Annotated in this window: 21 protein-coding genes and 2 pseudogenes; 20 read left to right on the plus strand and 3 right to left on the minus strand. The window is 56.4% G+C overall.

What is annotated here, in order from left to right; translation table 11 throughout:
• Positions 1-107: 107 nt before the first annotated feature.
• The 15 genes and pseudogenes from HOP44_RS02230 (at position 108) to HOP44_RS02295 (ending at position 13,457) form a co-directional block, all read left to right on the plus strand.
• The gene (locus tag HOP44_RS02230; RefSeq protein WP_172250158.1) at positions 108-1,274 is read left to right on the plus strand and encodes an ATP-grasp domain-containing protein; all 1,167 of its coding nucleotides are present in this window, start codon (positions 108-110) and stop codon (positions 1,272-1,274) included.
• 90 nt (positions 1,275-1,364) lie between these two features.
• A complete protein-coding gene (locus HOP44_RS02235) occupies positions 1,365-2,117 on the plus strand; it encodes an esterase family protein (protein WP_172250160.1) in 753 nt (250 codons plus the stop codon).
• A gap of 20 nt (positions 2,118-2,137) precedes the next feature.
• Positions 2,138-3,010, plus strand: a complete 873-nt coding sequence (locus tag HOP44_RS02240) for a DUF4261 domain-containing protein (protein WP_172250162.1) — start codon at positions 2,138-2,140, stop codon at positions 3,008-3,010.
• 124 nt (positions 3,011-3,134) lie between these two features.
• Positions 3,135-3,347: pseudogene (locus HOP44_RS02245) on the plus strand (subtype I-C CRISPR-associated endonuclease Cas1); the annotation flags it as partial.
• A 69-nt stretch (positions 3,348-3,416) separates the two neighbouring features.
• Entirely contained in the window at positions 3,417-3,590 is a 174-nt protein-coding gene (locus HOP44_RS02250) for a hypothetical protein (RefSeq protein ID WP_172250164.1), read from the plus strand.
• Positions 3,591-3,714: 124 nt separating this feature from the next.
• Positions 3,715-3,948 (plus strand): annotated as a pseudogene (cas2, locus tag HOP44_RS22675) (CRISPR-associated endonuclease Cas2).
• Between the two features lie 462 nt (positions 3,949-4,410).
• Positions 4,411-4,569: a hypothetical protein gene (locus HOP44_RS22680; protein WP_246369547.1), complete on the plus strand. Its 159-nt coding sequence runs from the start codon at positions 4,411-4,413 to the stop codon at positions 4,567-4,569.
• Entirely contained in the window at positions 4,566-5,363 is a 798-nt protein-coding gene (locus HOP44_RS02260; RefSeq protein ID WP_343059708.1) for an ATP-grasp domain-containing protein, read from the plus strand. Before HOP44_RS22680 ends, HOP44_RS02260 begins: the two co-directional genes overlap by 4 nt.
• A 196-nt stretch (positions 5,364-5,559) precedes the next feature.
• The gene (locus tag HOP44_RS02265) at positions 5,560-5,793 is read left to right on the plus strand and encodes a glycine zipper domain-containing protein (protein ID WP_172249458.1); all 234 of its coding nucleotides are present in this window, start codon (positions 5,560-5,562) and stop codon (positions 5,791-5,793) included.
• Between the two features lie 89 nt (positions 5,794-5,882).
• A complete protein-coding gene (locus HOP44_RS02270) occupies positions 5,883-7,040 on the plus strand; it encodes a serine hydrolase domain-containing protein (RefSeq protein ID WP_172250166.1) in 1,158 nt (385 codons plus the stop codon).
• A 168-nt stretch (positions 7,041-7,208) separates the two neighbouring features.
• Positions 7,209-8,222 carry a LacI family DNA-binding transcriptional regulator gene (locus tag HOP44_RS02275; RefSeq protein ID WP_172250168.1) on the plus strand — a complete coding sequence of 338 codons (1,014 nt, stop codon included), beginning with the start codon at positions 7,209-7,211 and terminating at the stop codon, positions 8,220-8,222.
• A gap of 159 nt (positions 8,223-8,381) precedes the next feature.
• Positions 8,382-9,359 carry an ABC transporter permease gene (locus HOP44_RS02280; RefSeq protein ID WP_172250170.1) on the plus strand — a complete coding sequence of 326 codons (978 nt, stop codon included), beginning with the start codon at positions 8,382-8,384 and terminating at the stop codon, positions 9,357-9,359.
• Between the two features lie 18 nt (positions 9,360-9,377).
• Positions 9,378-10,277: a carbohydrate ABC transporter permease gene (locus HOP44_RS02285; RefSeq protein ID WP_172250172.1), complete on the plus strand. Its 900-nt coding sequence runs from the start codon at positions 9,378-9,380 to the stop codon at positions 10,275-10,277.
• A 44-nt stretch (positions 10,278-10,321) separates the two neighbouring features.
• Complete coding sequence (locus tag HOP44_RS02290; protein ID WP_172250174.1) at positions 10,322-11,962, plus strand: type 2 periplasmic-binding domain-containing protein; 1,641 nt, start codon at positions 10,322-10,324, stop codon at positions 11,960-11,962.
• Between the two features lie 37 nt (positions 11,963-11,999).
• On the plus strand, positions 12,000-13,457 hold the full coding sequence (locus HOP44_RS02295) for a glycoside hydrolase family 30 protein (RefSeq protein ID WP_172250176.1): 1,458 nt from the start codon (positions 12,000-12,002) through the stop codon (positions 13,455-13,457).
• Positions 13,458-13,597: 140 nt separating this feature from the next.
• Here the strand turns inward: HOP44_RS02295 and HOP44_RS02300 are convergent, their stop codons facing one another.
• The 3 genes from HOP44_RS02300 to HOP44_RS02310 are packed head-to-tail and all read right to left on the minus strand — an operon-like array spanning position 13,598 to position 16,651.
• Positions 13,598-14,428: a carbohydrate ABC transporter permease gene (locus tag HOP44_RS02300; RefSeq protein WP_172250178.1), complete on the minus strand. Its 831-nt coding sequence runs from the start codon at positions 14,426-14,428 to the stop codon at positions 13,598-13,600.
• Entirely contained in the window at positions 14,428-15,300 is an 873-nt protein-coding gene (locus HOP44_RS02305) for a carbohydrate ABC transporter permease (RefSeq protein WP_172250180.1), read from the minus strand. Before HOP44_RS02305 ends, HOP44_RS02300 begins: the two co-directional genes overlap by 1 nt.
• A gap of 16 nt (positions 15,301-15,316) precedes the next feature.
• Positions 15,317-16,651, minus strand: coding sequence for an ABC transporter substrate-binding protein (locus HOP44_RS02310; RefSeq protein ID WP_172250182.1), 1,335 nt, complete (start codon positions 16,649-16,651; stop codon positions 15,317-15,319).
• A gap of 558 nt (positions 16,652-17,209) precedes the next feature.
• Here HOP44_RS02310 and HOP44_RS02315 point away from each other — a divergent pair.
• The 5 genes from HOP44_RS02315 to HOP44_RS02335 all read left to right on the plus strand — a co-directional run bounded on the left by HOP44_RS02315 (position 17,210) and on the right by HOP44_RS02335 (position 21,808).
• Entirely contained in the window at positions 17,210-19,039 is a 1,830-nt protein-coding gene (locus HOP44_RS02315; protein WP_343059711.1) for a cache domain-containing sensor histidine kinase, read from the plus strand.
• Between the two features lie 18 nt (positions 19,040-19,057).
• Positions 19,058-20,644 carry a response regulator transcription factor gene (locus HOP44_RS02320; RefSeq protein WP_172250186.1) on the plus strand — a complete coding sequence of 529 codons (1,587 nt, stop codon included), beginning with the start codon at positions 19,058-19,060 and terminating at the stop codon, positions 20,642-20,644.
• Positions 20,625-20,852: a hypothetical protein gene (locus HOP44_RS02325; RefSeq protein WP_172250188.1), complete on the plus strand. Its 228-nt coding sequence runs from the start codon at positions 20,625-20,627 to the stop codon at positions 20,850-20,852. Before HOP44_RS02320 ends, HOP44_RS02325 begins: the two co-directional genes overlap by 20 nt.
• Before the next feature lie 308 nt (positions 20,853-21,160).
• Positions 21,161-21,364, plus strand: a complete 204-nt coding sequence (locus HOP44_RS02330) for a helix-turn-helix transcriptional regulator (protein WP_172194795.1) — start codon at positions 21,161-21,163, stop codon at positions 21,362-21,364.
• Positions 21,365-21,367: 3 nt separating this feature from the next.
• Positions 21,368-21,808, plus strand: a complete 441-nt coding sequence (locus HOP44_RS02335) for a hypothetical protein (protein ID WP_172250190.1) — start codon at positions 21,368-21,370, stop codon at positions 21,806-21,808.
• Positions 21,809-21,860 lie beyond the last annotated feature (52 nt).

The raw sequence follows: 21,860 nt of genomic DNA on the forward strand, positions 1-21,860 counted from the left end.
GGCTTCTGCCGGCGGCGTTTTTACATACACGAAAGTGATCGGTAAATTGACGAAACACCTGCAGACTGATAAATTAGGTACAATCTTGCGATGGAGGCGGTCCGGCTATGAACTTTGTTTTCTTCTCTCCCCATTTCCCTGCCAGCAGCGGCGAGTTCGCGATTCGGCTGCATGAGGAAGGCGCGACGGTGCTGGGCATCGGCGACGCCCCGTACGACAGCCTTGATCCCCGGCTCCGGGCGGCGCTGACGGAATATTACCGCGTCGACAATATGGAAAGCGAAGACGAGACGCTGCGTGCGACGGGGTATTTCACCCACAAATACGGCAGAATCGATCGCTTCGAATCCCTGAACGAATACTGGCTGGAGAGCGATGCGCGGATGCGCACCGATTTCAATATCGAGGGTACGAAAGCGGATTTCATAGACAACCTCAAGCACAAATCGAAAATGAAAGACTTTTTCCGCAAAAGCGGCGTGGAAACGGTTCGGTTCCTCAAGAATCCGAATCGGGAAAGCGCGGCGGCCTTTACGGCGGAGAACGGTTTCCCGGTCGTCGTCAAGCCCGATCTGGGATCAGGAGCGAGTCACACGTACAAACTGAGCAATCAGGACGAACTGGATTACTTTTTCCATACTTCGCCTGCGGATACCGAGTTTATTATGGAAGAATTTATCGACGGCATCATTCTTACCTACGACGGTCTGATCGACCGGGACGGCATTGTGCGTTTCCAGGCCAGCCACCGTTTCGAGCAGAGTATCATGAAAGTCGTGAGCGACGACGACCATCTGCGCTATTTCTGCCTAAAGGATGTCGATGCGGAAGTGGAGCAGGCGGGCCGCAGCATTCTGGAGGCTTTCGGTATTCGGGAGCGTTTCTTCCATATCGAGCTGTTCAAGTCGAACAAAGACGGACGGCTGATCGCGCTCGAAGTGAATATGCGTCCTCCGGGTGCCTGGATGACGGACTCGATCAACTATTCGTACGAAGTGGATATTTATACGCTGTGGGCCCGGATGGTCGTCCACGGAGGAAGCGGCGAAGCGCCGTCGGGTCACTATTACACGGGATACGCAAGCCGAAAAGACCGCAAGCATTATCGCCGCGGCCACGAAGAGATTCAGAGCGAACTGGGCGGTGCGCTGGTGCGCTACGATGCGATCGACGAGATTTTCAGCCGGGCCAGCGGCAACCGCGCGTACCAGTTCCGCGGGGATTCGCTGGATCGCGTACGGGAGATTGCGGATTACATTCAGGCGGAGTGGTAAAAAAATAAGCAAAAAACGAACCTTCGGTCCGGCGCTGCCGCTTGGGCCGAACGATTCGTTTCCAGGCAACCGGAGAGGACGGGACGCAGCATGGTTACGGTGCATTATCGAAAGCAGTACAGTCCGGCCCTCGGCCGCGAGATGGAAGTCAAAGTCTACGGCGACCGGGGCAAACCGATGCTGGTTTTTCCGACATCACTCGGACGCTTTTATCAATATGAAGATGCCGGCATGATCGAAGAATTGGCGCCGTGGATCGATGCGGGCAAACTTCAGGTCTGGGCGTGCGATACGCTCGACGAAGAGACGTTCTTCTCGCCGCACTGGAATATCGGGGAGCGGATCGCGCGCCACGAACAGTACGATGCGTATATCATGCAGGAGCTGGTTCCGGAAATCCTGCATGAGAGCCGGCAGAACAATGGCGGAGACGAGCAGAAGATTCTGATCAGCGGATGTTCGATGGGGGCTTATTACAGCGCGAATTTCTTTTTCCGGCATCCGGAGTCTTTCGATACGCTGCTCGCACTGAGCGGCGTGTATTCGGTTAATCATTTCTTCGGCGGATACCGGGAAGGTGCGGTTTATTTCAACTCGCCGCTCGATTATCTGCCGGGGCTTGAAGACGATCATCTGCTGGAGCAGTACCGCCGACGCCGGATCATCATCTGCTGCGGGCAGGGCGCCTGGGAAGACGAGATGCGGGAAGAAACGGCTCGCCTCGCCGAAGTGCTGTTTCACAAAGCCATTCCTGCCCGCGTCGAGTTCTGGGGATATGACTCGGAGCACGATTGGAACTGGTGGCGCAGGCAGATCCGGCAGTATATGAGCGATCTGATGTAAACAGGGAGGGGCCGACAACAATGAGTTTTTTCGCAAAATGGTTTAAAAAAGATCCGGCAAACGAATCGAATAGGGAAGCCGCGGAACGCAGCAGACCGGAGCGGACTTATCGGGAACATAGCGGCGCAAACGGAGACTGGACCACGGTACCGGACGAACGGCCCGATACGGTGACGCTGGAACGGCATATCCTGCTGAAGACGCCGTCGCCCCCGTCTTTGGACGGATGTCTGCCGTTTCTGCGTACGCTGGGACTCGAGGTCGAGGGCGGCGTGCATGAAGGCCAACTGCTGATTCATTACCGCGGCATGACCGTCACGGCCGACTATGTCCCTGCGCCTCTGCCGGACGGCGAAGCCGAGAGCAACGGCAAATACAACCGGCTCTGGCCGGAAGCGGAGCAGGAGATTGCCGGGTATGCCGCGCAGCTGCTCGTCACGCTTCGCAACGCGGCGAACGGGCTGAGCGGACACCGGTTTCTGACCCAGACCCTGGCGGCGCTGCTCGCGGGGAACGCGGAGGCGCTTGCCGTCTATTCGGCGCCGCTGCTCGTCAGCCGGGCCGATTATCTGGCGAGTGCGGAGCTGCTGCAAGAAAAAGAACTGCCCGTGAATCTCTGGGTATTCGTCGGCCTCTACGGCGGCGAATCCGGCGGATCGGCCTATACGCACGGCATGGCGGACTTCGGCTCGGACGAATTCGAACTGCTGAACTCCAAGCGCTCGGGCAACGAGATCTTCGAGCTGACGTTCTCGGTCGTCCATTACGCGGTTGCACGCAACATCCGCTTCCAGGGCGGCGAAGAAATCGCTTTTGCGGGCCGCACGATTACGCTGAACCGCTCGGCGGGCTCGGCTCTGCAGGGAATGACGGTGAAGATCGAGGAAGCTTAGGGAAGCCTAGAGCAGCTTAAGGAATGGGATTAGGCAGGGATGCTGTATAGGAAAAAGGAAAGGAAGGTACCGGCGGATGAAATTCCGTGGGCGCCTTCCTTTTTTGCGTTGTGCAAAGGAGTCTTTTACTACCAAGGAAAATGGAGCTGTACTGCTCAAAGACGATGCACGCAAAGAAGTGTTTGGGGCCTGGCAAAAGCGTAAGCAGGAAGAGATCCCACATCCTTTTCTGGGTGAAAAGATTTCGCCCGAACTTCTGCCTTACGCCTAGGCGCTGCTGCTGGCCCGGCATATTCGCGGAGATCTGCCGGATTATCCGCCGTTTCTGTGGAAGTAGTTAAATATTGCGAAACCCTCGAATGCCTATTGCGTAGTTCCTAAAAAATAGGGAAGGAGGGCGGTCAAGATGACAAAATCCAAAGAAATGGCGGCCGCGGGTATGGCGATTGGAGTCGGCTTGGGCATTGCAAGTGGAGTGGCTCTGCAAAACCCGGCTATGGGACTGGGATTAAGCGTCGTCTATGCGATGGCATTCGGCATGGGTTTTAACGGTCACTATCGATCCAAAGAGAAGAAGTGAAGTTTTCCGGGAGGATCCGGCTGAACGGCGATCGTCCGGCCGAGTCGGGAAAAAGGAGACTTGCGCTATGCTGGTGCTGATTACGTACGATGTGCAGACGACTTCTCCGTAAGGAGCAAAGCGGCTGCATCCTATTTCGAAGATCTGCCAGAATTACGGCCAGCGGGTGCAGAATTCGGTGTTCGAATGCTTGGTCGATCCGGTTCAGATCAAGCAGCTCAAGACGCAGCTTGAAGACGTAATGAATCCGCAGACGGACAGTTTACGGTATTAAATGCTTGGAGCGAATTGGAAGCGTAAAGTGGAGCATGTGGGTGCGAAGGAGGATTATGATCCGGAAGGGTTGCTGCTGCTGTAGGGAATGGTGAGGAGATGAAGAGAAAAGCCCGGGAGGTTGGTTCCGTGGCTTTTCGAGGTGGATTTAATTCGGTGCAGGCGAAGGATCGCCTGCCTGATTTAGGTTCGATTTATGTGCTTGTACTAAGGGTGGTATTGATGTACGCTCTGGGAGATTTTTCGAGTTCAATCCATGCTCCCGCACGTGAAGCGACTGTTCGCCTTATCCGCCCAAGCTCGGCAAAGCTTCGGAACTCCAAAAGTGCGAACCTCCCGGCGATTTCATGGGAGCTTGCGGTTCGCACTTTTGCTCTATGTTTGTCTGTACTTTATAGAAGAAAAGCAGCCGCCCAAGCATCTGGACAAACAGTCTGCCCTGTCCCAAAATTGCAAACCGCTCCGCGTTACTTTACCATGAAAGATAGAAGGCAAACCGGCGGTGCCGGTTCGGCCCGGAATGAAGCCCCCGAAAGGAGCCTCCATCATGACCCTGACGGTCCTGTTTGCGGCCTCGCCGCTTAATCCCAAAGAGGTGGACGAAAGTTACGCGGACGAGTATCGCTGCGCGCGGGCGGCCGGTCTACTCGTCGGTCTGATCGACCTTGACCCGCTGCTGCTCGGCGTAGTCCGCAGCAGGCGGTGAAACGGCTGAGCCGGCCTGACAGCCGCGAACCGGGCCCTGCGCTGTATCGCGGCTGGATGCTGCGCCCCGGCGACTACACGCGGTTGTACGAGGCGCTGCTCGCCCGCAATCTGCGGTTGATCAATTCGCCGCAGCAGTATGTGCATACGCATTATCTGCCGGAGTCGTATCCGAAGATCGAAGGGGTCACGCCGGAGTCGGTCTGGTTCCCCGTGACGGATCGAACCGCCGTCGAAGAAGCCGGATCGCGGGCCGTCGAAGCCGTGCGGCGGTTCGAAGACCGGCCGATCATCGTCAAGGATTACGTGAAATCGCGCAAGCACGAATGGGCGGAAGCCTGTTATATCCCGGATGCTTCGGACCAAGGCCGGGTACGGCAGACGGTGCGGCGGCTGCTGGAACTGCAGGGCGCGGAGTTCAGCGAAGGCTTGGTGTTCCGGGCTTTTGAAGAACTGGAGGCGTTGTCCCTGCACCCGCAGAGCGGCATGCCGCTGTCGCGCGAGATCCGGGTGTTCGTGCTTGACGGCGAGCCGGTATTCGTCTCGACCTATTGGGAAGCCGGCGAAGACGCAGCTTTTAATGAGAGATTGGGCGAATTCGAGAAGATTATCAAGTCGGTACAGAGCCGATTTTTTACGATGGATTTTGCCAAAACGAAAAAAGGGCCATGGATCGTCGTGGAACTTGGCGACGGTCAGGTGGCCGGACTGCCGGACGACACGCCGCCCGAACTCTTTTACGGAAAGCTGGAACAGCAGTGGGATAGAACAGGTAAGCACATGGACGGCTCTTGATTGGCGGGAGCGAAGCGGCTTACGTACAGACCTAGTACCCTTTCAACTCTTAATCCGAGGTTTACGTTTTCCTGAAATAACAATTCCGTCGGAGACTTCGTACACGCTTCAGGTACGAAATCTCAGGGGAGCGTAACCTTACCTTTAGTGTTGACAAGGGACTAGCCTTTCGCTTATCCATGAAAGGAGAATGAAAATGAATCGAAATGATCGGGAAGAACGTCAATCCGACAAGCAAGGCGAAGCGGCGAAAACAAACGACAAGAAATGGATCGGCTTTGGGCTTGCGATCGGAACGTCGTTTGGCATGCTGCTGGGGCTGATGCTTCATAACGTGGCGCTCGGAATGCCGCTCGGAATCGCATTTGGGCTTATTTTCGGCACAGCTCTGCAAAAGCGCAAAGACGAAGAACGAGCTAACCAAGATTAAATCGGCGAAGCAGCCGCAGGATGTACGGGACTCCTTGCAGCTTTTGCCCTCTGCATGCGCAGTCTATAGAGAACAGGAGGGCTTTCGATATGAATGCCGTAAAGGATATGCTGGACAACCATAAGAAAATCGCCCGTTGGGCCGCTCTGCCCGAGCATGCTCCGGCCATCGGCTGGATCGTGCGCGGAGAGAAGTTTTATTGGACGCCGGGCGTGAATACCGGTGCAGGCGAGCCGCAGTACGAGATCGGTTCGATCACCAAGACGATGACTGCTTTTCGTCTGGCACAGGGAGAGCAGGAGGGACTGTGGGAACCTGCGGATACGTTGGCCAAGCTGATTCCGGAATTGGAAAACAGCGATTTTGCCCGTCAGGCCACGCTGCGGCAGTTGGCGACGCATACGTCGGGCTTGACCCGGCTGGCGAAGAACCAGGTCCTGATGTCGATGAAAAAAGACAAAAGCAATCCGTACGCCGCCTATACCGAAGAACATCTGCTCGAGGCCGTGCTGGAAGAGAAGTTCCGCAGCGGGGCCAAGCACGAATATTCGAATTACGGCTACGGTCTGCTCGGATGGGCGCTGGGCCGGATCTCCGGCGTACCGCTGCATGAAGCGCTGCGGCGGGAATTGTTCGATCCGCTCGGCATGAGCGGAACCGTCATGCCGGTATTGGACACGGCCGGCCCCGAACCGGAGGCCGTCGCGGCGGGTACCGTTTCGGCCGAAGCCGGCGCGCGGAAGAAAGTATCGGGCGGCAAGAAATCCGCGGCGTCGGCGTCTACCGTATTGGTTCCCGGCTTCGCTCCCGGCGGACGTCCGGTGCCGCATTGGGATTTCACTTCCGCGATGGCCGGCGCGGGCGCCGTGCGTTCGACGGTTCCCGATATGCTGACGTATCTGGAAGCGCAGCTGGGGCAGCATCCGGCGGCGGCCGGGTTCGAGCCGGCGCTGCTGGCCTGCCAGAACGAACAGGCTTCCGTCGCGCCGTCCAAAGGCGTCGGGATCGGTTATGCCTGGATGCGTTCCATGCGCAAAGACGGTACCGTCACGCATTGGCATAATGGGGGAACCTACGGCGCGAGCAGCTTTGCCGCGTTCAACAGGGACCTGCAGTCCGGATTCGTGATCTTGTCCAATCGGGGCGTCAGCTTCGCCGGCCAGCTCAAACAGATGATCGGCATGGGCGAGCTGAGCACGGACCGGGCTGCGCATCTGGTAGCGGAAGTGCTGTTCAAGAACGGCTAAGGCTCTGCAAACATAAGTGTGCTGCCGATCAAACGGCCGCGCCAGGAAAGGTTTCGTGCAGCAGCGCGGAGCCTTTTTTGCTGTCTTTTTCAAATTAAGCTTGCCTCTCCAAGTAACCTGTGCTATTTTTAAAAACATAAAAACGTTTTTATAAAAGGAAACAAAACCATGGCCAAAATTACGATTCGGGATGTTGCAAGGGAAGCCGGAGTATCGATTTCCACGGTGTCGAACGCGCTCAACGACGTGGATGTCCTCAATCCGGCGACGAAGCGGCATGTGCTTCAGGTCGCGGAGCGGCTCAATTACGTACCGAACCTGAACGGGAAGATGCTGAAGTCGGGCAAGACGATGATGCTGGGCTTTTTCACGACAAGCGTATCCGGTCCTTATTTCTATAAGCTGATCGAGACCATGTCGAGGCAGTGCGAACGCCACGGCTACGGGCTGAACGTTTTCGTCACGAAGGACAAGTCGGTCATTATGAGCAATATCCTCGGCCGGCGCGTGGACGGGGTGATCATTTACGAAGAGCTGAAGATCGACGAACAGGACATCGAGGTCATGCAAAAAGACCGGATCAAAGCCGTTTTCCTGGATCGCGAATTCGGCAACGAGACGATGGGCAGCGTAACGTTCGATTCCTATGCGGCGGGCTATGAAGCGGCCAAATATCTGATCGGACTGGGGCACAAACGCATCGCCTACATATCCGGTGTGGACACGATGTTCGACAGTCTGCAGCGCCGGGAAGGGTATCTGGCCGCGCTGCGCGAGTACGGTCTGGCGTTCGACGAAGATTATATCATTCAGGGATACTTCGAGGAAGACAGCACGTTCAATGCGATCAAAGCTTTTATCCGGATGCACGGAAACAAGCTGCCGAGCGCTTTTCTGGCCGGCAACGACCTCAGTGCGATGGGCTGTATCCAGGCGCTTCAGGCGCACGGCTACGAAGTGCCCGGCGACGTCAGCGTAGTCGGCTTCGACGATGTGGACATCGCCCGGTATTTCTCGCCGCCTCTGACGACCGTCCGCAATCCGATCGCCCGTCAAGCGATCCTGACCGTCGATCATCTGGTTCGCCTGATTCAGGGCAAGGACGAAGGGCAGAGCCAGACGCTGACCGGCGAGCTGGTCGTCCGTGGCTCCAGCCATGTGCCGGTCGACCGCGCGGAGTAGGCCGGGCGTGTACGGGAAAGACCGCGGACGTACACGCCGCAGACCCGCCGGTTCTTTTTTTGAAGAGAAATGTAACCGCTCGCATTAGAGGCAGAAAGAACGAATTTTTTTAAAGAAAAATAAAAACGTTTTAATCACAAGCCGAAAGGAGCTTTTCCAATGGCCAAATCCGCGCTGGCATCGTCCGATCGTCCGTCGAGCGGCAAACCTTCGATGCGGCAGCGAATCAAGAGCTTCGCGATCGACTATGCCCGCCAATGGGAACTTCAGACGATGGTCATTCCCGGTATCCTGTTCATGATCGTATTCTGCTTCGTTCCGATCTACGGCCTGACCATTGCTTTCAAAAGTTATACCGTCATCGATACGCCGAGCAGCGCTCCGTGGGTAGGACTGGAGAACTTCAAGATCATTTTGTCCGACCGGTATTTCTGGGATTCCGTCGTCAACACGCTCGCGATCAGTTTCCTGAAGCTTGCGATCGGATTCGTTCTGCCGATTGTGCTGGCGGTCATGATCTACGAAGTCCGGCACAGCCGTCTCAAGAAGTTCGTGCAGACGGTCTCGTACCTGCCGCACTTTCTGTCCTGGATCGTACTCGGGGGCATGATGATTACGTGGTTCTCGACGACCGGGCTGTTCAATCAGCTGCTGCTGGACCTCGGCCTGATCTCGAACGCGCAGAATATTCTGCTCGACGCGAACAAATACTGGTGGATCGCGACGCTGTCCGATATTTGGAAAGAGTCGGGCTGGGGCACGATTTTGTATCTCGCCATCATGGCCAAGATCGATCCGACGTACTATGAAGCGGCGAAGATCGACGGGGCGGGACGCCTGCGCCAGATCTGGAATATCACGCTGCCCAATATGAAGATGATTATCAGCCTGAATTTGATTCTGACGATCAGCGGCTTGTTCGGATCGAACCTCGACCAGACGCTGGTGCTGATGAACTCGCAGAACCGGGAGAAAGCGGAAGTCATCAACTCGTACGTCTACCGCATGGGCCTTGCCCAGGGCGATTTCTCGTACGCGACGGCTGTCGGACTCGGCGTCTCGATCGTCTCGGTGATTTTGCTGCTTACCGCCAACAAGATCACAAGCAAGCTGAACGACAATCAATCCGTGCTGTAGGGAGGGAAACAAACGGACATGGCCATACTGACAAAGTCAACCAAAATCAAAGGCGGCCTGGACAGCCGGGTGTTCGATACGGTCAACATCACGCTGCTGCTGCTGTTCACGGTAGCGATCGTCGTTCCGCTCTGGAACGTCATCGTCTCTTCGTTCAGCTCCGGGCAATCGCTCGCCAAAGGCGGGTTCGTCTTCTGGCCGTCGGAATTCTCGCTGGAAAATTACCGTGCGGTGTTCCGCGATGCGAATATCTGGCAGGCGTTCTTCATCTCGGTAGCCAAAACGGTCGTCGGCGTCTCGACGCACGTATTCTTCTGCGCCATGGTCGCTTACGGCCTGAGCAAAAAGTACCTGAGAGGACGCAGATTGTATGTGGCGATGGGCGTCATTACGATGTTCTTCTCCGGCGGGATGATCCCGACGTATCTGCTGATCAAGTCGCTTGGCCTGCTCAACAGCTTCTGGGTCTATATTATTCCGGCGCTGTTCAGCTACTACGATGTCGTGATTCTGATGAACTTTTTCCGCAATGTGCCGGATGCTCTGGAAGAATCGGCCAAGATCGACGGAGCGGGCGACTGGCGGGTCTTCCTCAGCCTCTTTATTCCGCTGTCGATGCCGGCCATGGCCACCATCGCCTTGTTCAACGGGGTGGGCCAGTGGAACGATTTCATGACCACCAAGCTGTACATTACCGATCAGGCGCTGTATCCGCTGCAGATGATGCTGTACGAGATCATTGTCCAATCGCAAACGCAGGCTATGCAGAATATCGGCGGTTCGGTGGTAATCGAGACGACGACCAAAGGCGTGCAGCTGGCGACGATCGTCATTACCACACTGCCTATTCTGGCGATTTATCCGCTGCTTCAGCGGTACTTTATCTCGGGCATGATGCTGGGCGCGGTCAAAGAGTAGCCAAGAGTGCAACACCCAACCTTTTCGAAGCGGAGGCAAAAAAGATGCGACAAAATAAAAACGTTTTAAGAAAAACAGGCTGGAAATTGGGTGCGGGCATGCTGACAGCGGCGCTGATGCTGAGCGGCTGCGGCGGCGGGTCGGATAGCAAAGAAGCGGCGCCGATCTCGCTCGAAGGCCGCTACGCGTTGGATCCCGAGACGCCGGCCTGGAAATCGGACAAAAAAGCCGAATCGACTGCTCTTACCTGGTACGTGAACGCGGATTGGTGGAACACGGATTTCGGCAAAGACCTGGTCACGAAAAAAATCAAAGAAGATCTTAACGTCGATATCAAATTCATTACCGGCGACGATACGAAGCTGAATACCTTTTTCGCCGGCGGAGACATGCCCGATCTGATCACCGTATTCGATTCCAACTCCGCCGTCGCACAGAAAGCCGCGACCTGGGCGCTGCCGCTGAACGATCTGGCCGAGCAGTACGATCCGTACTTTAACAAAGTCGCAGCCCAAGATACCCTGAACTGGTTCCAGCTCAAAGACGGAAAGACCTACGGCTACCCGAACTATTCCAACACGCAGGCGGATTACGACAGCGGCGAGATTCCGGCCAAGACGGCGTTTGTAATTCGCAAAGACGTCTACGAAGCACTCGGCAGTCCGGAGATCGGCACTCCTGAACAGTTTGTGAAGGTGATGGGAGAGATCAAGCAGAAATTCCCGGAATTGATCCCGTTCGGTTTCAATTCGATCGGCGAAGGCACCGGATCGCTGGGCGATACGCTGCAGGACTTCCTCGGCGTTCCGCTTCAGACGGAAGACGGCCAGTTCTACGACCGCAATCTGGACGAAGATTATCTCACCTGGGTCAAAACGCTGAACGAAGCCTACCGCGCCGGGGGGTTGAGCGATGACAGTTTTGCCGACGACGGCACGGGCTTCGAAGAGAAAGTAAAGGTTGGCAAATATGCGGCGATGCTGCTTGACGGAACACCGCAGCAGAGCGGAAACCTCCAGATTTTCATGACTGCCAACCCCGACAAAGCGTATATGGCGATCGATGGACCGCAGAGCACGCAGGGCCGTGAGCCGACGCTCAATCAGTCCGGTATTACCGGATGGATGGTGACCTACGTGACCAAGAAAGCGAAAGATCCGGCCAAAGCGATCCAGATCTATACGTATCTGCTGAGCGAAGAAGGCCAGATGCTGATGAACTACGGGATCGAAGGCGAGACGTACAAGAAAACCGCGGACGGCAAAGTCGAACTGCTGCCGGAGATCAAAAAGCTGCAGACGGACGATGCGGATCGCTACAAAAAAGATTACCGCATGGGCGAATTCATGTTCTTCGGCCACGACAAACACAAAGCGCTGAGCGACGATGCCTTCCCTGGATCGGTTAAACAGATGCAGGAGTGGGGCAAAGGGAAACTGGTGCCGCACTTTATTCTGGAAAATATCAACCCGGATCAGGGTACGCCGCAGGCCCGCGGTCTGACCGCGATCAACACCAAATGGAACACGACGCTGGTCAGTCTGATCCGCGCCAAAGACGAAGCGACTTTTGATGCGGTATTAAACGAATACAAAGCGTTCCAGGAGCAGAACGGCTGGGCCGATATCGTGAAGATCCGCAGCGGGAAAATGGCGGCGAACAAAGAAAAGCTGGGCCTTAAATAACGATTGCGGACCGCAGCCTCAGAGTGGAGGAAAGAAGATGACGAAATGGACGATTTACCGTTCGCGGGGCGAACACGACCTGTTCCGGGAGCTGAGTCTTGAGCAGCTAACAAGCGCGGAGGCGATATCGGATAGCGAAACGCCAGACGCACTGCTTAAGGACAAAGCGGCAGGAAGCGCAGAATCAGCGGATCGGGCGGTACACGTCGCTCTGGATATTCGGGAACGCGGTCAGCGTATGGACGGATTCGGGGCTTCGTTTACCGATTCGTCCGCCTATCTGATTCACGGAGTGCTCGGCGAAGCGCAGCGTGAAGAATTGATGGTCAAGCTGTTCGATGCGAATGAAGGCATCGGATTGTCGGTTCTCCGCAATCCGATGGGCGCGTCGGATTACGCCCGCAGCATCTACAGCTACGATGACCTGCCGGAAGGCGCAAGCGACCTTGAACTTGCGAAGTTCAAGGTCGCGCACGACGAAGCCGATATCATCCCGCTGCTCAAGCGGGCGCTAGAATTGAATCCCGACATCAAACTGATGGCGTCTCCGTGGAGTGCGCCGGGCTGGATGAAGACAAGCGGCTCCATGTTGGGCGGGCGTCTCAAGCCGGACTGTTATCGAGTATTCGCGGATTATTTCGTTCGTTATATTCAGGCCTACGGGGAGCACGGGCTGCCGATTTACGCGGTGACACCGCAGAACGAAGCGCTGTATGAGCCGCTGCATTACCCGAGCATGCTGATGCCGGCCAACGTGCAGACTGTCTTTATCCGCGATCATCTCAAGCCGGCGTTCAAGCGCGCGGGAATCGATACAAAAATCTTGTGCTACGACCACAACTGGGACCGGCCGGATTATCCATTGGAAGTGCTGGCAGGCGCGGGAGATTCGGTGGACGGCGTCGCCTGGCATTGGTACGGCGGCGAGGCTTCGGCCCAGTCCGAGGTCTTGCAGGCCATGCCCGGCAAAGAAGTCCATTTCACCGAAGGATCCGGCGGCGAGTGGATTCCTCCGTTCGAACAGGCTTTCTCGAACGTGCTGCGCACCGGGATCGAGATCCTGCGCCACAACAGCCAATCGTTCGTCTTGTGGAATATGGCGCTCGACGAACATAACGGCCCGACCGTGCCGGGCTTCGGGCAGAGCACCTGCCGCGGCATCGTGCAGGTGAATCAGTCGACCGGCGAGCTGACGTATACGCTCGACTATTATGCGCTGGCCCATTTCAGCAGCATTATCCGTCCCGGCGCGGTGCGAATCGGATCATCCTGCGCAGAGCCGGATGTCCGCTCGGCTGCGTTCGAGAACACGGACGGCTCGATCGCCGTCGTTCTGTTCAATGACGCAGAGACGACGCGGCGGATTACCCTGTCGCTGCCGGAGCTTGCGAACGCGGACCCGAATCTTTCCCCGAGCGGGCGGCAGGCGGACCGTACGCTGAATTTTGAATTGGCCGGAAAAAGCGCGCTGTCGCTGCTGTATCGCGCGGACTGACAAGTTCAACGCCGGCGTCAAGTCCTGGATCTTGGGCGGATTCGGACCGCTCCATGCATCGACTTGAATAAAGTACAAAAAGGACCCCGATGATCCGATCGGAGTCCTTTTTTGCGAGGGTCGGCGGTCAGCCTATTCAATCAGCCTTTTACCGCGCCGGCCGTCAGACCGCTCACGATATACTTTTGGCAGAACAGATACAGAATGAACACGGGCAGGGAAGTCAGTACCAGATCGGCGAAGATCAGATTCCAGTCGCGGCTGAACTTTCCGTAGAAATTGTAGACGGAGAGCGGCATGGTCCAGTCGGAGCTGTCGGTCAGGAAATACAGCGGAATCGTGATATCGTTCCAGACGGACATGAACACCATAATCGCGACCGTCGCGTTGACCGGCAGGATCAGCGGAGTAATAATTTTGAAAAAGACGCTTAGCGTACCCGCCCCTTCCAGAAAAGCCACTTCGTCGAGCGCTTTGGGGATCGAACGGATAAAACCGCTGTATAAAAAGACGCTGAAAGCGGTGTTGAGCGAAGCATAAATGAAGATAACGCTTGTGATGCTGCCGTAGAATCCGAAAGCCTGCACGACGCGAATCGTGGTGATGACGGACATCGGCGCAATCAGTCCCATAAAGAAAAACATGTACAGGAAGTTCGACAATTTCGTATCGCGGCGTGTGAGGATAAAGGCGGCGGCCGAAGAAGTCACGATATTCGCCGCGCAGGAGACGCCGGTGATCAGCAGGCCGTTCCAGAACGCTCTCGCCAGGCCGCCTTCTTGGAACACGGTCACATAATTGGAGAAATGCCATTCGCTCGGCAGGCGCAGCGTAAACTTCATGACTTCGATATTGTTCATGAAGCTGCCGAAGATCATGACGAGCATCGGCAGGATGACGATCAGCGAAGCCAGGATCAGAAAGCCTTCGACCAGGACATTGCGCCAGGCCATTTTGCGGGTGTAATTCATTATTCGGATACCTCCTTGCGGCGCATGAAGATCAGCAGCGGAATGGCGATAATCGTCACGGCCGCAAACAGCAGCGTATTGACCGCGGTACCGAGTCCCCAACTGCCTTCGCCGAACGAACGCAGGATAATGGTTCCGACAACCTGCGAGGCGTTGCCCGGACCGCCGCCGGTCAGAACGAACACTTCGGAGAAGACTTTCAGGCCGCCGATCAGCGTCAGCATCAAGTTGATATTGAGGGCGGGGAGGAGGAGCGGCAGCGTGATACTGCGGAAGCTTCTCCATGCGCCGGCGCCGTCGATCGTCGCGGCTTCGTAGTAGTCTTTGGGAATCGACTGCAGGCCGGCCAGGTAGATCGCCATTTGGAATCCGGCGTGCTGCCAGACCGATACGGCGGCGACGGTCCAGATGACGATCTGCGGATCGGTCAGCCAGCTCTGGCTCAAAAAGCCGAGACCGGCCGATTCGAAAATCCGGTTGATCGTGCCTTCCGAGCGCAGCATGGGCGTGAAGACGATGCTGATGACCAGTACGCTTAGAATGGAAGGGGAATAGAAGACCGCCCGTAGAATATTGCGCGTCTTGAGCCGCATGTTCAACGCGATCGCAAGCGCCAGACCGATCAAATTTTTGCCGATCACGGTCGCGACCGCGAAGATCAGCGTGTTCTTGATCGCAAGCAGCAGCGTCTTGTCGGTGAAGATGCGCTCGAAATTGGCCCATCCGATAAACTTGATGCCGACCCGGTCGAGACGCCAGTCCGTGAACGAATAGTACAGACCGGTCAGCGCGGGAACGACGAAGAAGACGCAGTAGATCAGCAGGGCAGGCAGAATCAGATAATACGAATACAGTTTTCTGGATATTTTCATCGTGTCACACTCCGGATCAGAATCCCGCGATTTCTTTGTCTTTCATCAATTGGGCGAATTTCTCGTCCCAAGCCGTCAATACGCCCTCGGCGTCGATGCCGCCGGCGAATTGATCCTGAAGCAGCCGGTAGAGCTCGCTGCGGTCGACCAGCATATGGGCGTCTACCGTCAGAATCGTTTTCTTCGGCGTAATATAGTTGTCGACGATCTCCTGTTTATATTCCGGCAGTTCCGGAGTCGTCACGTCGCTGAAGATCGAGACGTATTTTTGTTTGTCGACGATACCCTGCGCCACGTCTTTGCGGGCTACGTAGTCCAGGAACTTCTTCGCTTCTTCCAGGTGTTTGGCTTTTTTCGGAATAAACAGCTGACCGCCCAGCGGGCTCGCTCCCAGCTTGGCGTCCGCCGTGTAGGGAATCGGGAACAAGCCGAGCTTCATCTCCGGATCGTTCTCGGCGACATTCTGGATCAGCCAGTCGCCCATGAACATCATGGCCACTTCTTTGCCCAGGAATTTGCCTACGGCCATATCGTAGCTGTCGCTCAGTACATCGCCGTTGGTATAGCCTTTTTCATACACTTCGTACTGCTGCTGCAAAATATCCGCGAATGCCGGGACATCGGCCCACTTTTTCTTGCCCGAGTTGATTTCTTCGAACAGGGTCGGGTCATTTTTGTCCGCATAGTCGGCAAAAGCGGCAGCCGGCCAGACGTTGGCGGCCCAGTTGTCTTTGTACGGCATGAAGACCGGCGTGATGCCCGCGGCTTTGATCTTCTCGCAGACGGCGAGGAATTCTTCGAAGTCGGTCGGCACGCTCAAGCCCAGTTCTTCGAAAATATCCTTGTTGTACACCACGCCCTGCATGCCCGTGTCCTGGCTGACGTGGAAGCTGTAGACATGCCCGTAGGCGGACAGCACTTCCTTGTTCTCCAGGCGGCTGACCCAGGGTTGATCGTCCAGAATCTCGAAATTGCGCTCCAGATTCAGATCGGTGGTCGCACTGGCCAGGTTGTACTGCACGATATCCGGCGTCTCGTCGACCGCGAGTTTCGTCTGAAGCACCGTCGCCGTCTGCTCGGCCGGCAGCAGCTGGAGATTGACTTTGATGCCCGTTTCTTTCTCAAAACCATCAAGCAGATCCTGCTGCACGAATGCCGAATCCTGCGAGCTTTTGGAAATGGCCAGTTCGATCGTGGTGCCGCTTCCGCCGCTGCTGCTGCTTGAGCTTCCGCTGCCTCCGGCCGCCGTCGAACCGCCAGGTGAAGCATTCCCTCCGCCGCATGCCGCCAGCGATACCGCCATCAGTCCTCCGAGCAGTCCCGCCGCGATTTTTTTTGTTTTTTGATTCATGTTAGCGCCCCCTTGTAAATGATCGATCTTCTTCCTGCCGCCGAGTGAGACTTTGCGATCCACGACTGAATCCGCTTACAAATATGAATTATAGAGGGCGGAAGGGCGGCGGTACATGGCTGGGCTTTACTCTTTGGGTGTAATATCCTGAACAAAGCCCGAAAGACCAAGAAGCGGATGGACCATCCGTTCCTCAGTCTTTCGGGCGCCCAACGAAGAGCAAGCGAAGATCAAAAGGTGTAAGAGGAGCCATCCTCGACCTTTTGATCCCAACAAGCTTGCTCTTCGTTCTTTTAATCTTTTCAAGCTTTTCATGCCTTTGAAATCTTTCAAGTCTCTCATTCCCTTCAATCTTTGCGATTTCTCTACTCTCTCCAAGCTCTTCGATTTCCCAAGCCCGTACGCTGCCCCCGGGCCAAATAAAGGTCGTCACACCGTTATTCCGCCGCAGCGGGACTTCGCCCGAAAAAACGTCTCGTCCCGCGCCTCAACCTCCTTGTCCATTTCCGGGTTTGTATTGTACAGTATGATCATCAACACGGCATGGGAGGTTCCGCGGTGCTTTTGCAAAAAATCAAAATCGGCGGCGGACAGGCCAGTCTCCAGACCAAGTTTCTGCTGGCTTTCGCCGTGCTCCTGATGATCGTGATGGGCAGCTTCGGCGTGTACGTCAACCAGGTTGTGGTCCGCCCGCTGCGGGCAACGACAGAGAACGAAATGAGCTTGAATGCTGCCAAGATCGGCGATCAGCTGAATCTGTATATCGACGGGCAGAACCAGCTGTCGCAGCGGATCCTGTCCAGCCAGGAGATCTTTACGCTCATGCCTTCCGGCAGCGACTCGCGTCTGACGGTGGAAGGATTGGCGCGCAGCCGCAAATTGAGGGAGATCATGTTTCAGGCGATCGGCCCGAGTATGAATATCGAAGACGTGGCGCTTTACGATCTGCGCGGCAGTCTGCTGACCACTTTTATCGGCGCGCCGGGCAATCCCTCGTCGCTCCTGCCTTTTCTCGAAGAAAGCGGCCGCTACGCGAGTTGGGATGAAAACGGTTACGCGCTGTATCGCCAGAGTCCGACCCGCGTCTTTTTTGTCCGGGCGATACTGAATCAGAACGGCAAAGTCTTCGGGTATATGGCGATTCAGCTTCGGCAGGAAATGCTGCGCCGTTCGGCGGCGGCCGGCACTTCGGGCAGCGATGTGATCGTGCTGGATGCCGACCGGAAACGGATCTACGCATCCGACGAGCAGGCCGGGGAAGATCTGTCCGCGCTGATTCCGCCGGGCGGCGAATCCAGCGGTGTCTACCTGGATACGAACGGCGATTATATCGCGTTCTCGCAGTCGGGCGAGACCGGCTGGACTACTTACACCGTAACGCCGAAGCGGGTGGTGCTGGGACCGGTCAATTCCGTGACGACGGTCTCGATGCTGCTGATCGCGTCGCTGTTTCTTTTTTCGGCCGCGTATATGTATTTCTCCGCCCGGAACTTTCTGCTGCCGATCCGCAAACTGCGCAATCAGATCCTGCGGATCAATTACAGCAATATGGATACGCGGGTGGTGACACCGTCTTCGAACAACGAACTGCTGATGCTCAGCGAATCGTTCCAGGGTCTGCTGAACCGGCTGCAGATCTCGATCGAGCGGGAAAAGCTGGCCGTACACGAGGAAGCGGCAGCACGCAACTCGGCGCTCCAGGCCCAGATTGCGCCGCATTTTATTCATAATACGCTTTATCTGATCAGTATCGCCGCGCAGGAAGGCAAGAACGAAGTCGTCTCGGACATGTGCAAACATCTGTCGGACAGTCTGCGCTATATCGTGTCCTCGCCGTATCAGCATGTCAGCTTGACCCAGGAACTGGAGCATGCGGGTCACTATCTTGCGCTGCTGCGCCACAATTACGAAGACGATCTGGAATGGAGCATTGACGGGGACAAAGCGTTCGACAATATCCGTCTGCCGCGTCTCGTGATCCAGCCTTTCGTAGAGAATTGTATCGAACATGCGTTCAAGGAAGCGGATGCGCCTTGGCGGATCGGGATCCGGGTCAAGCTGTATAACGGGCTGTGGGCGCTGGAGATCCGCGACAACGGCGACGGATTCGACGACGAGACGATCCGGCAGGTACTGGGGAAGATACGGGAGACGGAAACCTGGGAAAATCAAGAAAACGGACTGCCCAAACAGGCCCATGCCGTATCCGGCGATTCGGAGTCCGTGTACGGCGAGACGGGAATCGGCGGCATGGGCATCGTGAACACGGTGCGCCGGATGCAGCTGATGTACAAAAACCGGCTGTTTTTCAATATGTACAACCATTCGGACGACGGCGGGGGAGCGGCGGTTCAGATCATTGCTTCGCTGACGGAAGATTTTTATTAGCGGCAAGGAGGAGACGGCATGTACAAGGCCTTGATTGCGGAAGACAGCAAGCCGATTCTGCGCAATATCCGGATGCTGATTCAGGCCGCCGGTCTGCCGGTGGAGGTGACGGCTACGGCTTCGAACGGTCTGGATGCGCTGCGGCAGCTTCAACAGAGCCACGCGGATATTCTGCTGACGGATATCCGGATGCCGAAGCTTGACGGTCTCGGTCTGATCGAACAGGCCAAACGATTCGATCCGCGGCTGCAGACGGTGCTTATCAGCGGATACAGCGACTTCGAATATGTGCGGCGCGCACTGAATCTGCAGGCGTTCGATTATCTGCTCAAGCCGGTGGATCAGCAGCAGGTGACGGATGTGCTGCGGCGCCTGCTGCTGCAGCTGGAAGAGCAGCGGCGCAGCGACCGCAAACTGCTCGAAGGAGCGGTATCGCCGGAATTTCTGGTGGATATGCCCCCGGATGCCGGCAGGATCGCCGGCGAACACCAACTGCTGCTGGTACAGCGCAGGCCGTTTGCGGGAAGCTTCGCAGACCGATGGAGCGTGGAACGAGCGGCCGAAGCCCTGCTTGAATTGAGCGGTGCGGAGCGGACGATCGTACTGCCAGCGCTTCGCGAAGGACAATTTCTGGTACTGGCGGGTACGATCCGGCCGGAGCGGGACCTTGAATCCGAACAGCCGGAAGTGCCGGGATCTGCGGAAGTGCCGAAAAAGCTGTCGGCCGACCGTGTCCGGGCGGCGCTGGAAGCGGCCGGGCTTCCGGCCGCGGTGCTGGAGGCTTCCGAGCCGGCGGGACTGCGGACGCTGTCGGCCGTGTACGGCAGCCTGGATCGCACGCTTCGCGAACGGCTGACGCTGGGCGGGCAGCTGGTACCGCCGGGAGCGGGCGATCCGGAAAGCGATCTCCCGCCGGGCGGCGAAGCTTCAAGACTTGCGGTGCAGGCGCAGCTGGCAGAGCTGATCGCGCAGCGCAGCAAAGAGCGCTTCCTGCTGCTGCTCCGCCAAAGTCTGCCTTCCTGGACAAGCGATTCGTCCCGGCTTGCCGGGCTTGAGCGGTTTGTGCGCCTGCTGGCGGACGGTTTCGCAGAAGCGGGCCGTGCGGAGGCGGAGCCGGAAGAAGCCGGATGCGGGGACGAAGAGATTCGGGGTTTGTTTGCGGCAGGCAGCCGCGAAGCTTTTGCCGAGGCGCTGCAGGATTGGTGCGCACGCCGTTTCGATCGGCTGCAGGAGCCGAGCAGACGCGGCGGAGAAGAGCTGTTCGGGCAGCTCGACCGCTATCTGCGGCAGAATCTGTACGCGCAGCTGTCGATCACGGAAGCGGCGCAGCAGTTTCATGTCAGTCCTTCGTACATCAGCCGCCTCGTCAAGCGGTATACCGGCAGCACTTTTGTCCACCGCTATATGGAGCTGAAGATCGACGAAGCGCGCCGCCTGCTTGTCTCGGACCCGGAAGTGAAAGTGAAGCACGTGGCCGAAGCGCTCGGGTTCGGCGATCCGCATTATTTTTCCAAAGTGTTCAAGGAGTATACGGGCTGCAGCCCAAGCGATTACAAAGAAAACCAAGATCAAGGAGGGCCTACACATGGAATCGTCTCCACGTGACGAAGCGGTTCGGCAGGGAGCGGAAACTTTGGCCGGAACGCTGCACTTTTTCAGTCTGGGTATGGGCATTCTGCTGCTCGCTTTCGGCATTTACGTGATCTGGCCGAAGAAATACGACCGGCACCGCAGCGGAATAAAAACGTTCGGCGGCGTACTGTGCGCGCTGTTTGGCTTGGTGCTGCTGGTGAACGGATTGATCCAGCTGTAGAGGCGGATGATCCGCGGGACGAACCGCAGGGCTTAAAGCTGAAGACGGCCGCGAATGTGATGCTGGCGATCGTTCCGATAGGCATCGGGGTTGTTTTTATGGGGATCGGAGCGGTGTTGAGCCGGGCGGTGATATGAATTCAGGGGAAAGACCATAGATCCACAAAAGACCCCAAACCAAAAAAAGAGCTGCGGATCTCATTCCGGCAGTTCTTTTTTGGCTTTTTGCAAAGTTAACTGTACATATATTGCAAAGTATACTATGCTTAATGTGCAAAGCAAACATTGCAATTCGTAAGGAGGCGTCTATTGAAAACCCGAATTCCCGAACTGCGCAAGCAGCGCAAACTTTCCCAGGAGGAACTGGGCATGGCCGTCGGCGTAACCCGCCAGACCATTACGTCGCTCGAAGTGGGCAAGTACACGGCTTCCCTGGTCCTCGCTTACAAAATCGCCCGTTATTTCGGATTGACGATCGAAGAAGTGTTTGATTTTAGCGAAGTGGAGGAATAGAACATGGAAACATTCAAGAAGAAAGTACGAATTCGGATTCGCGTCTTGTGGCTGCTGGCCGCAGGCATCGCTCTGATCTACGCGGGATTTATGTTTTATCGTTTCGAGCTGCCCGTCTTGAACAGTTTTACAAAAGGGTTCCACCAAGGGATTTTCTTCGGTCTGGAGCTGATTATTATCGGTTTCCTGGTGCAGTATATCCGAAGCTCCAAAAGTGAGGAAGCGCTCAAAAAGATGTATATTAAAGAAAACGACGAGCGGGAAAGCGCGATTATCCGCAGCGCCGCAGCGCTTGGCACGTCGATCGCTTTTGTAGGACTCGCCGTCGCCACGGTCATCGCAGGTTTCCTCGATACCACGGCGTTCATCACCCTGCTGGGTACCCTGCTGTTCATGCTGATCGTATTTTTCTCGCTGTGGGGGTATTACGGGAAACGGATTTGAGCGGAGAAGCAAGGGCCTGACGGTTAGTTGGAAAATCGCAAAGGAGGCTGTT

The sequence above is a fragment of the Saccharibacillus deserti genome, from assembly GCF_013618475.1.
GTDB classification, from domain to species: Bacteria; Bacillota; Bacilli; order Paenibacillales; family Paenibacillaceae; genus Saccharibacillus; species Saccharibacillus deserti.

Coding starts and splice junctions, on each gene's coding strand:
- HOP44_RS02320 (WP_172250186.1), top strand. CDS start 19,058: ATGTACAAGGCCTTGATTGCGGAAGACAGCAAGCCGATTCTGCGCAAT.
- HOP44_RS02285 (WP_172250172.1), top strand. CDS start 9,378: ATGGCCATACTGACAAAGTCAACCAAAATCAAAGGCGGCCTGGACAGC.
- HOP44_RS02270 (WP_172250166.1), top strand. CDS start 5,883: ATGAATGCCGTAAAGGATATGCTGGACAACCATAAGAAAATCGCCCGT.
- HOP44_RS02275 (WP_172250168.1), top strand. CDS start 7,209: ATGGCCAAAATTACGATTCGGGATGTTGCAAGGGAAGCCGGAGTATCG.
- HOP44_RS02295 (WP_172250176.1), top strand. CDS start 12,000: ATGACGAAATGGACGATTTACCGTTCGCGGGGCGAACACGACCTGTTC.
- HOP44_RS02280 (WP_172250170.1), top strand. CDS start 8,382: ATGGCCAAATCCGCGCTGGCATCGTCCGATCGTCCGTCGAGCGGCAAA.
- HOP44_RS02300 (WP_172250178.1), bottom strand. CDS start 14,428: ATGAATTACACCCGCAAAATGGCCTGGCGCAATGTCCTGGTCGAAGGC.
- HOP44_RS22680 (WP_246369547.1), top strand. CDS start 4,411: ATGACCCTGACGGTCCTGTTTGCGGCCTCGCCGCTTAATCCCAAAGAG.
- HOP44_RS02335 (WP_172250190.1), top strand. CDS start 21,368: ATGGAAACATTCAAGAAGAAAGTACGAATTCGGATTCGCGTCTTGTGG.
- HOP44_RS02265 (WP_172249458.1), top strand. CDS start 5,560: ATGAATCGAAATGATCGGGAAGAACGTCAATCCGACAAGCAAGGCGAA.
- HOP44_RS02310 (WP_172250182.1), bottom strand. CDS start 16,651: ATGAATCAAAAAACAAAAAAAATCGCGGCGGGACTGCTCGGAGGACTG.
- HOP44_RS02305 (WP_172250180.1), bottom strand. CDS start 15,300: ATGAAAATATCCAGAAAACTGTATTCGTATTATCTGATTCTGCCTGCC.
- HOP44_RS02230 (WP_172250158.1), top strand. CDS start 108: ATGAACTTTGTTTTCTTCTCTCCCCATTTCCCTGCCAGCAGCGGCGAG.
- HOP44_RS02290 (WP_172250174.1), top strand. CDS start 10,322: ATGCGACAAAATAAAAACGTTTTAAGAAAAACAGGCTGGAAATTGGGT.
- HOP44_RS02235 (WP_172250160.1), top strand. CDS start 1,365: ATGGTTACGGTGCATTATCGAAAGCAGTACAGTCCGGCCCTCGGCCGC.
- HOP44_RS02250 (WP_172250164.1), top strand. CDS start 3,417: ATGACAAAATCCAAAGAAATGGCGGCCGCGGGTATGGCGATTGGAGTC.
- HOP44_RS02240 (WP_172250162.1), top strand. CDS start 2,138: ATGAGTTTTTTCGCAAAATGGTTTAAAAAAGATCCGGCAAACGAATCG.
- HOP44_RS02325 (WP_172250188.1), top strand. CDS start 20,625: ATGGAATCGTCTCCACGTGACGAAGCGGTTCGGCAGGGAGCGGAAACT.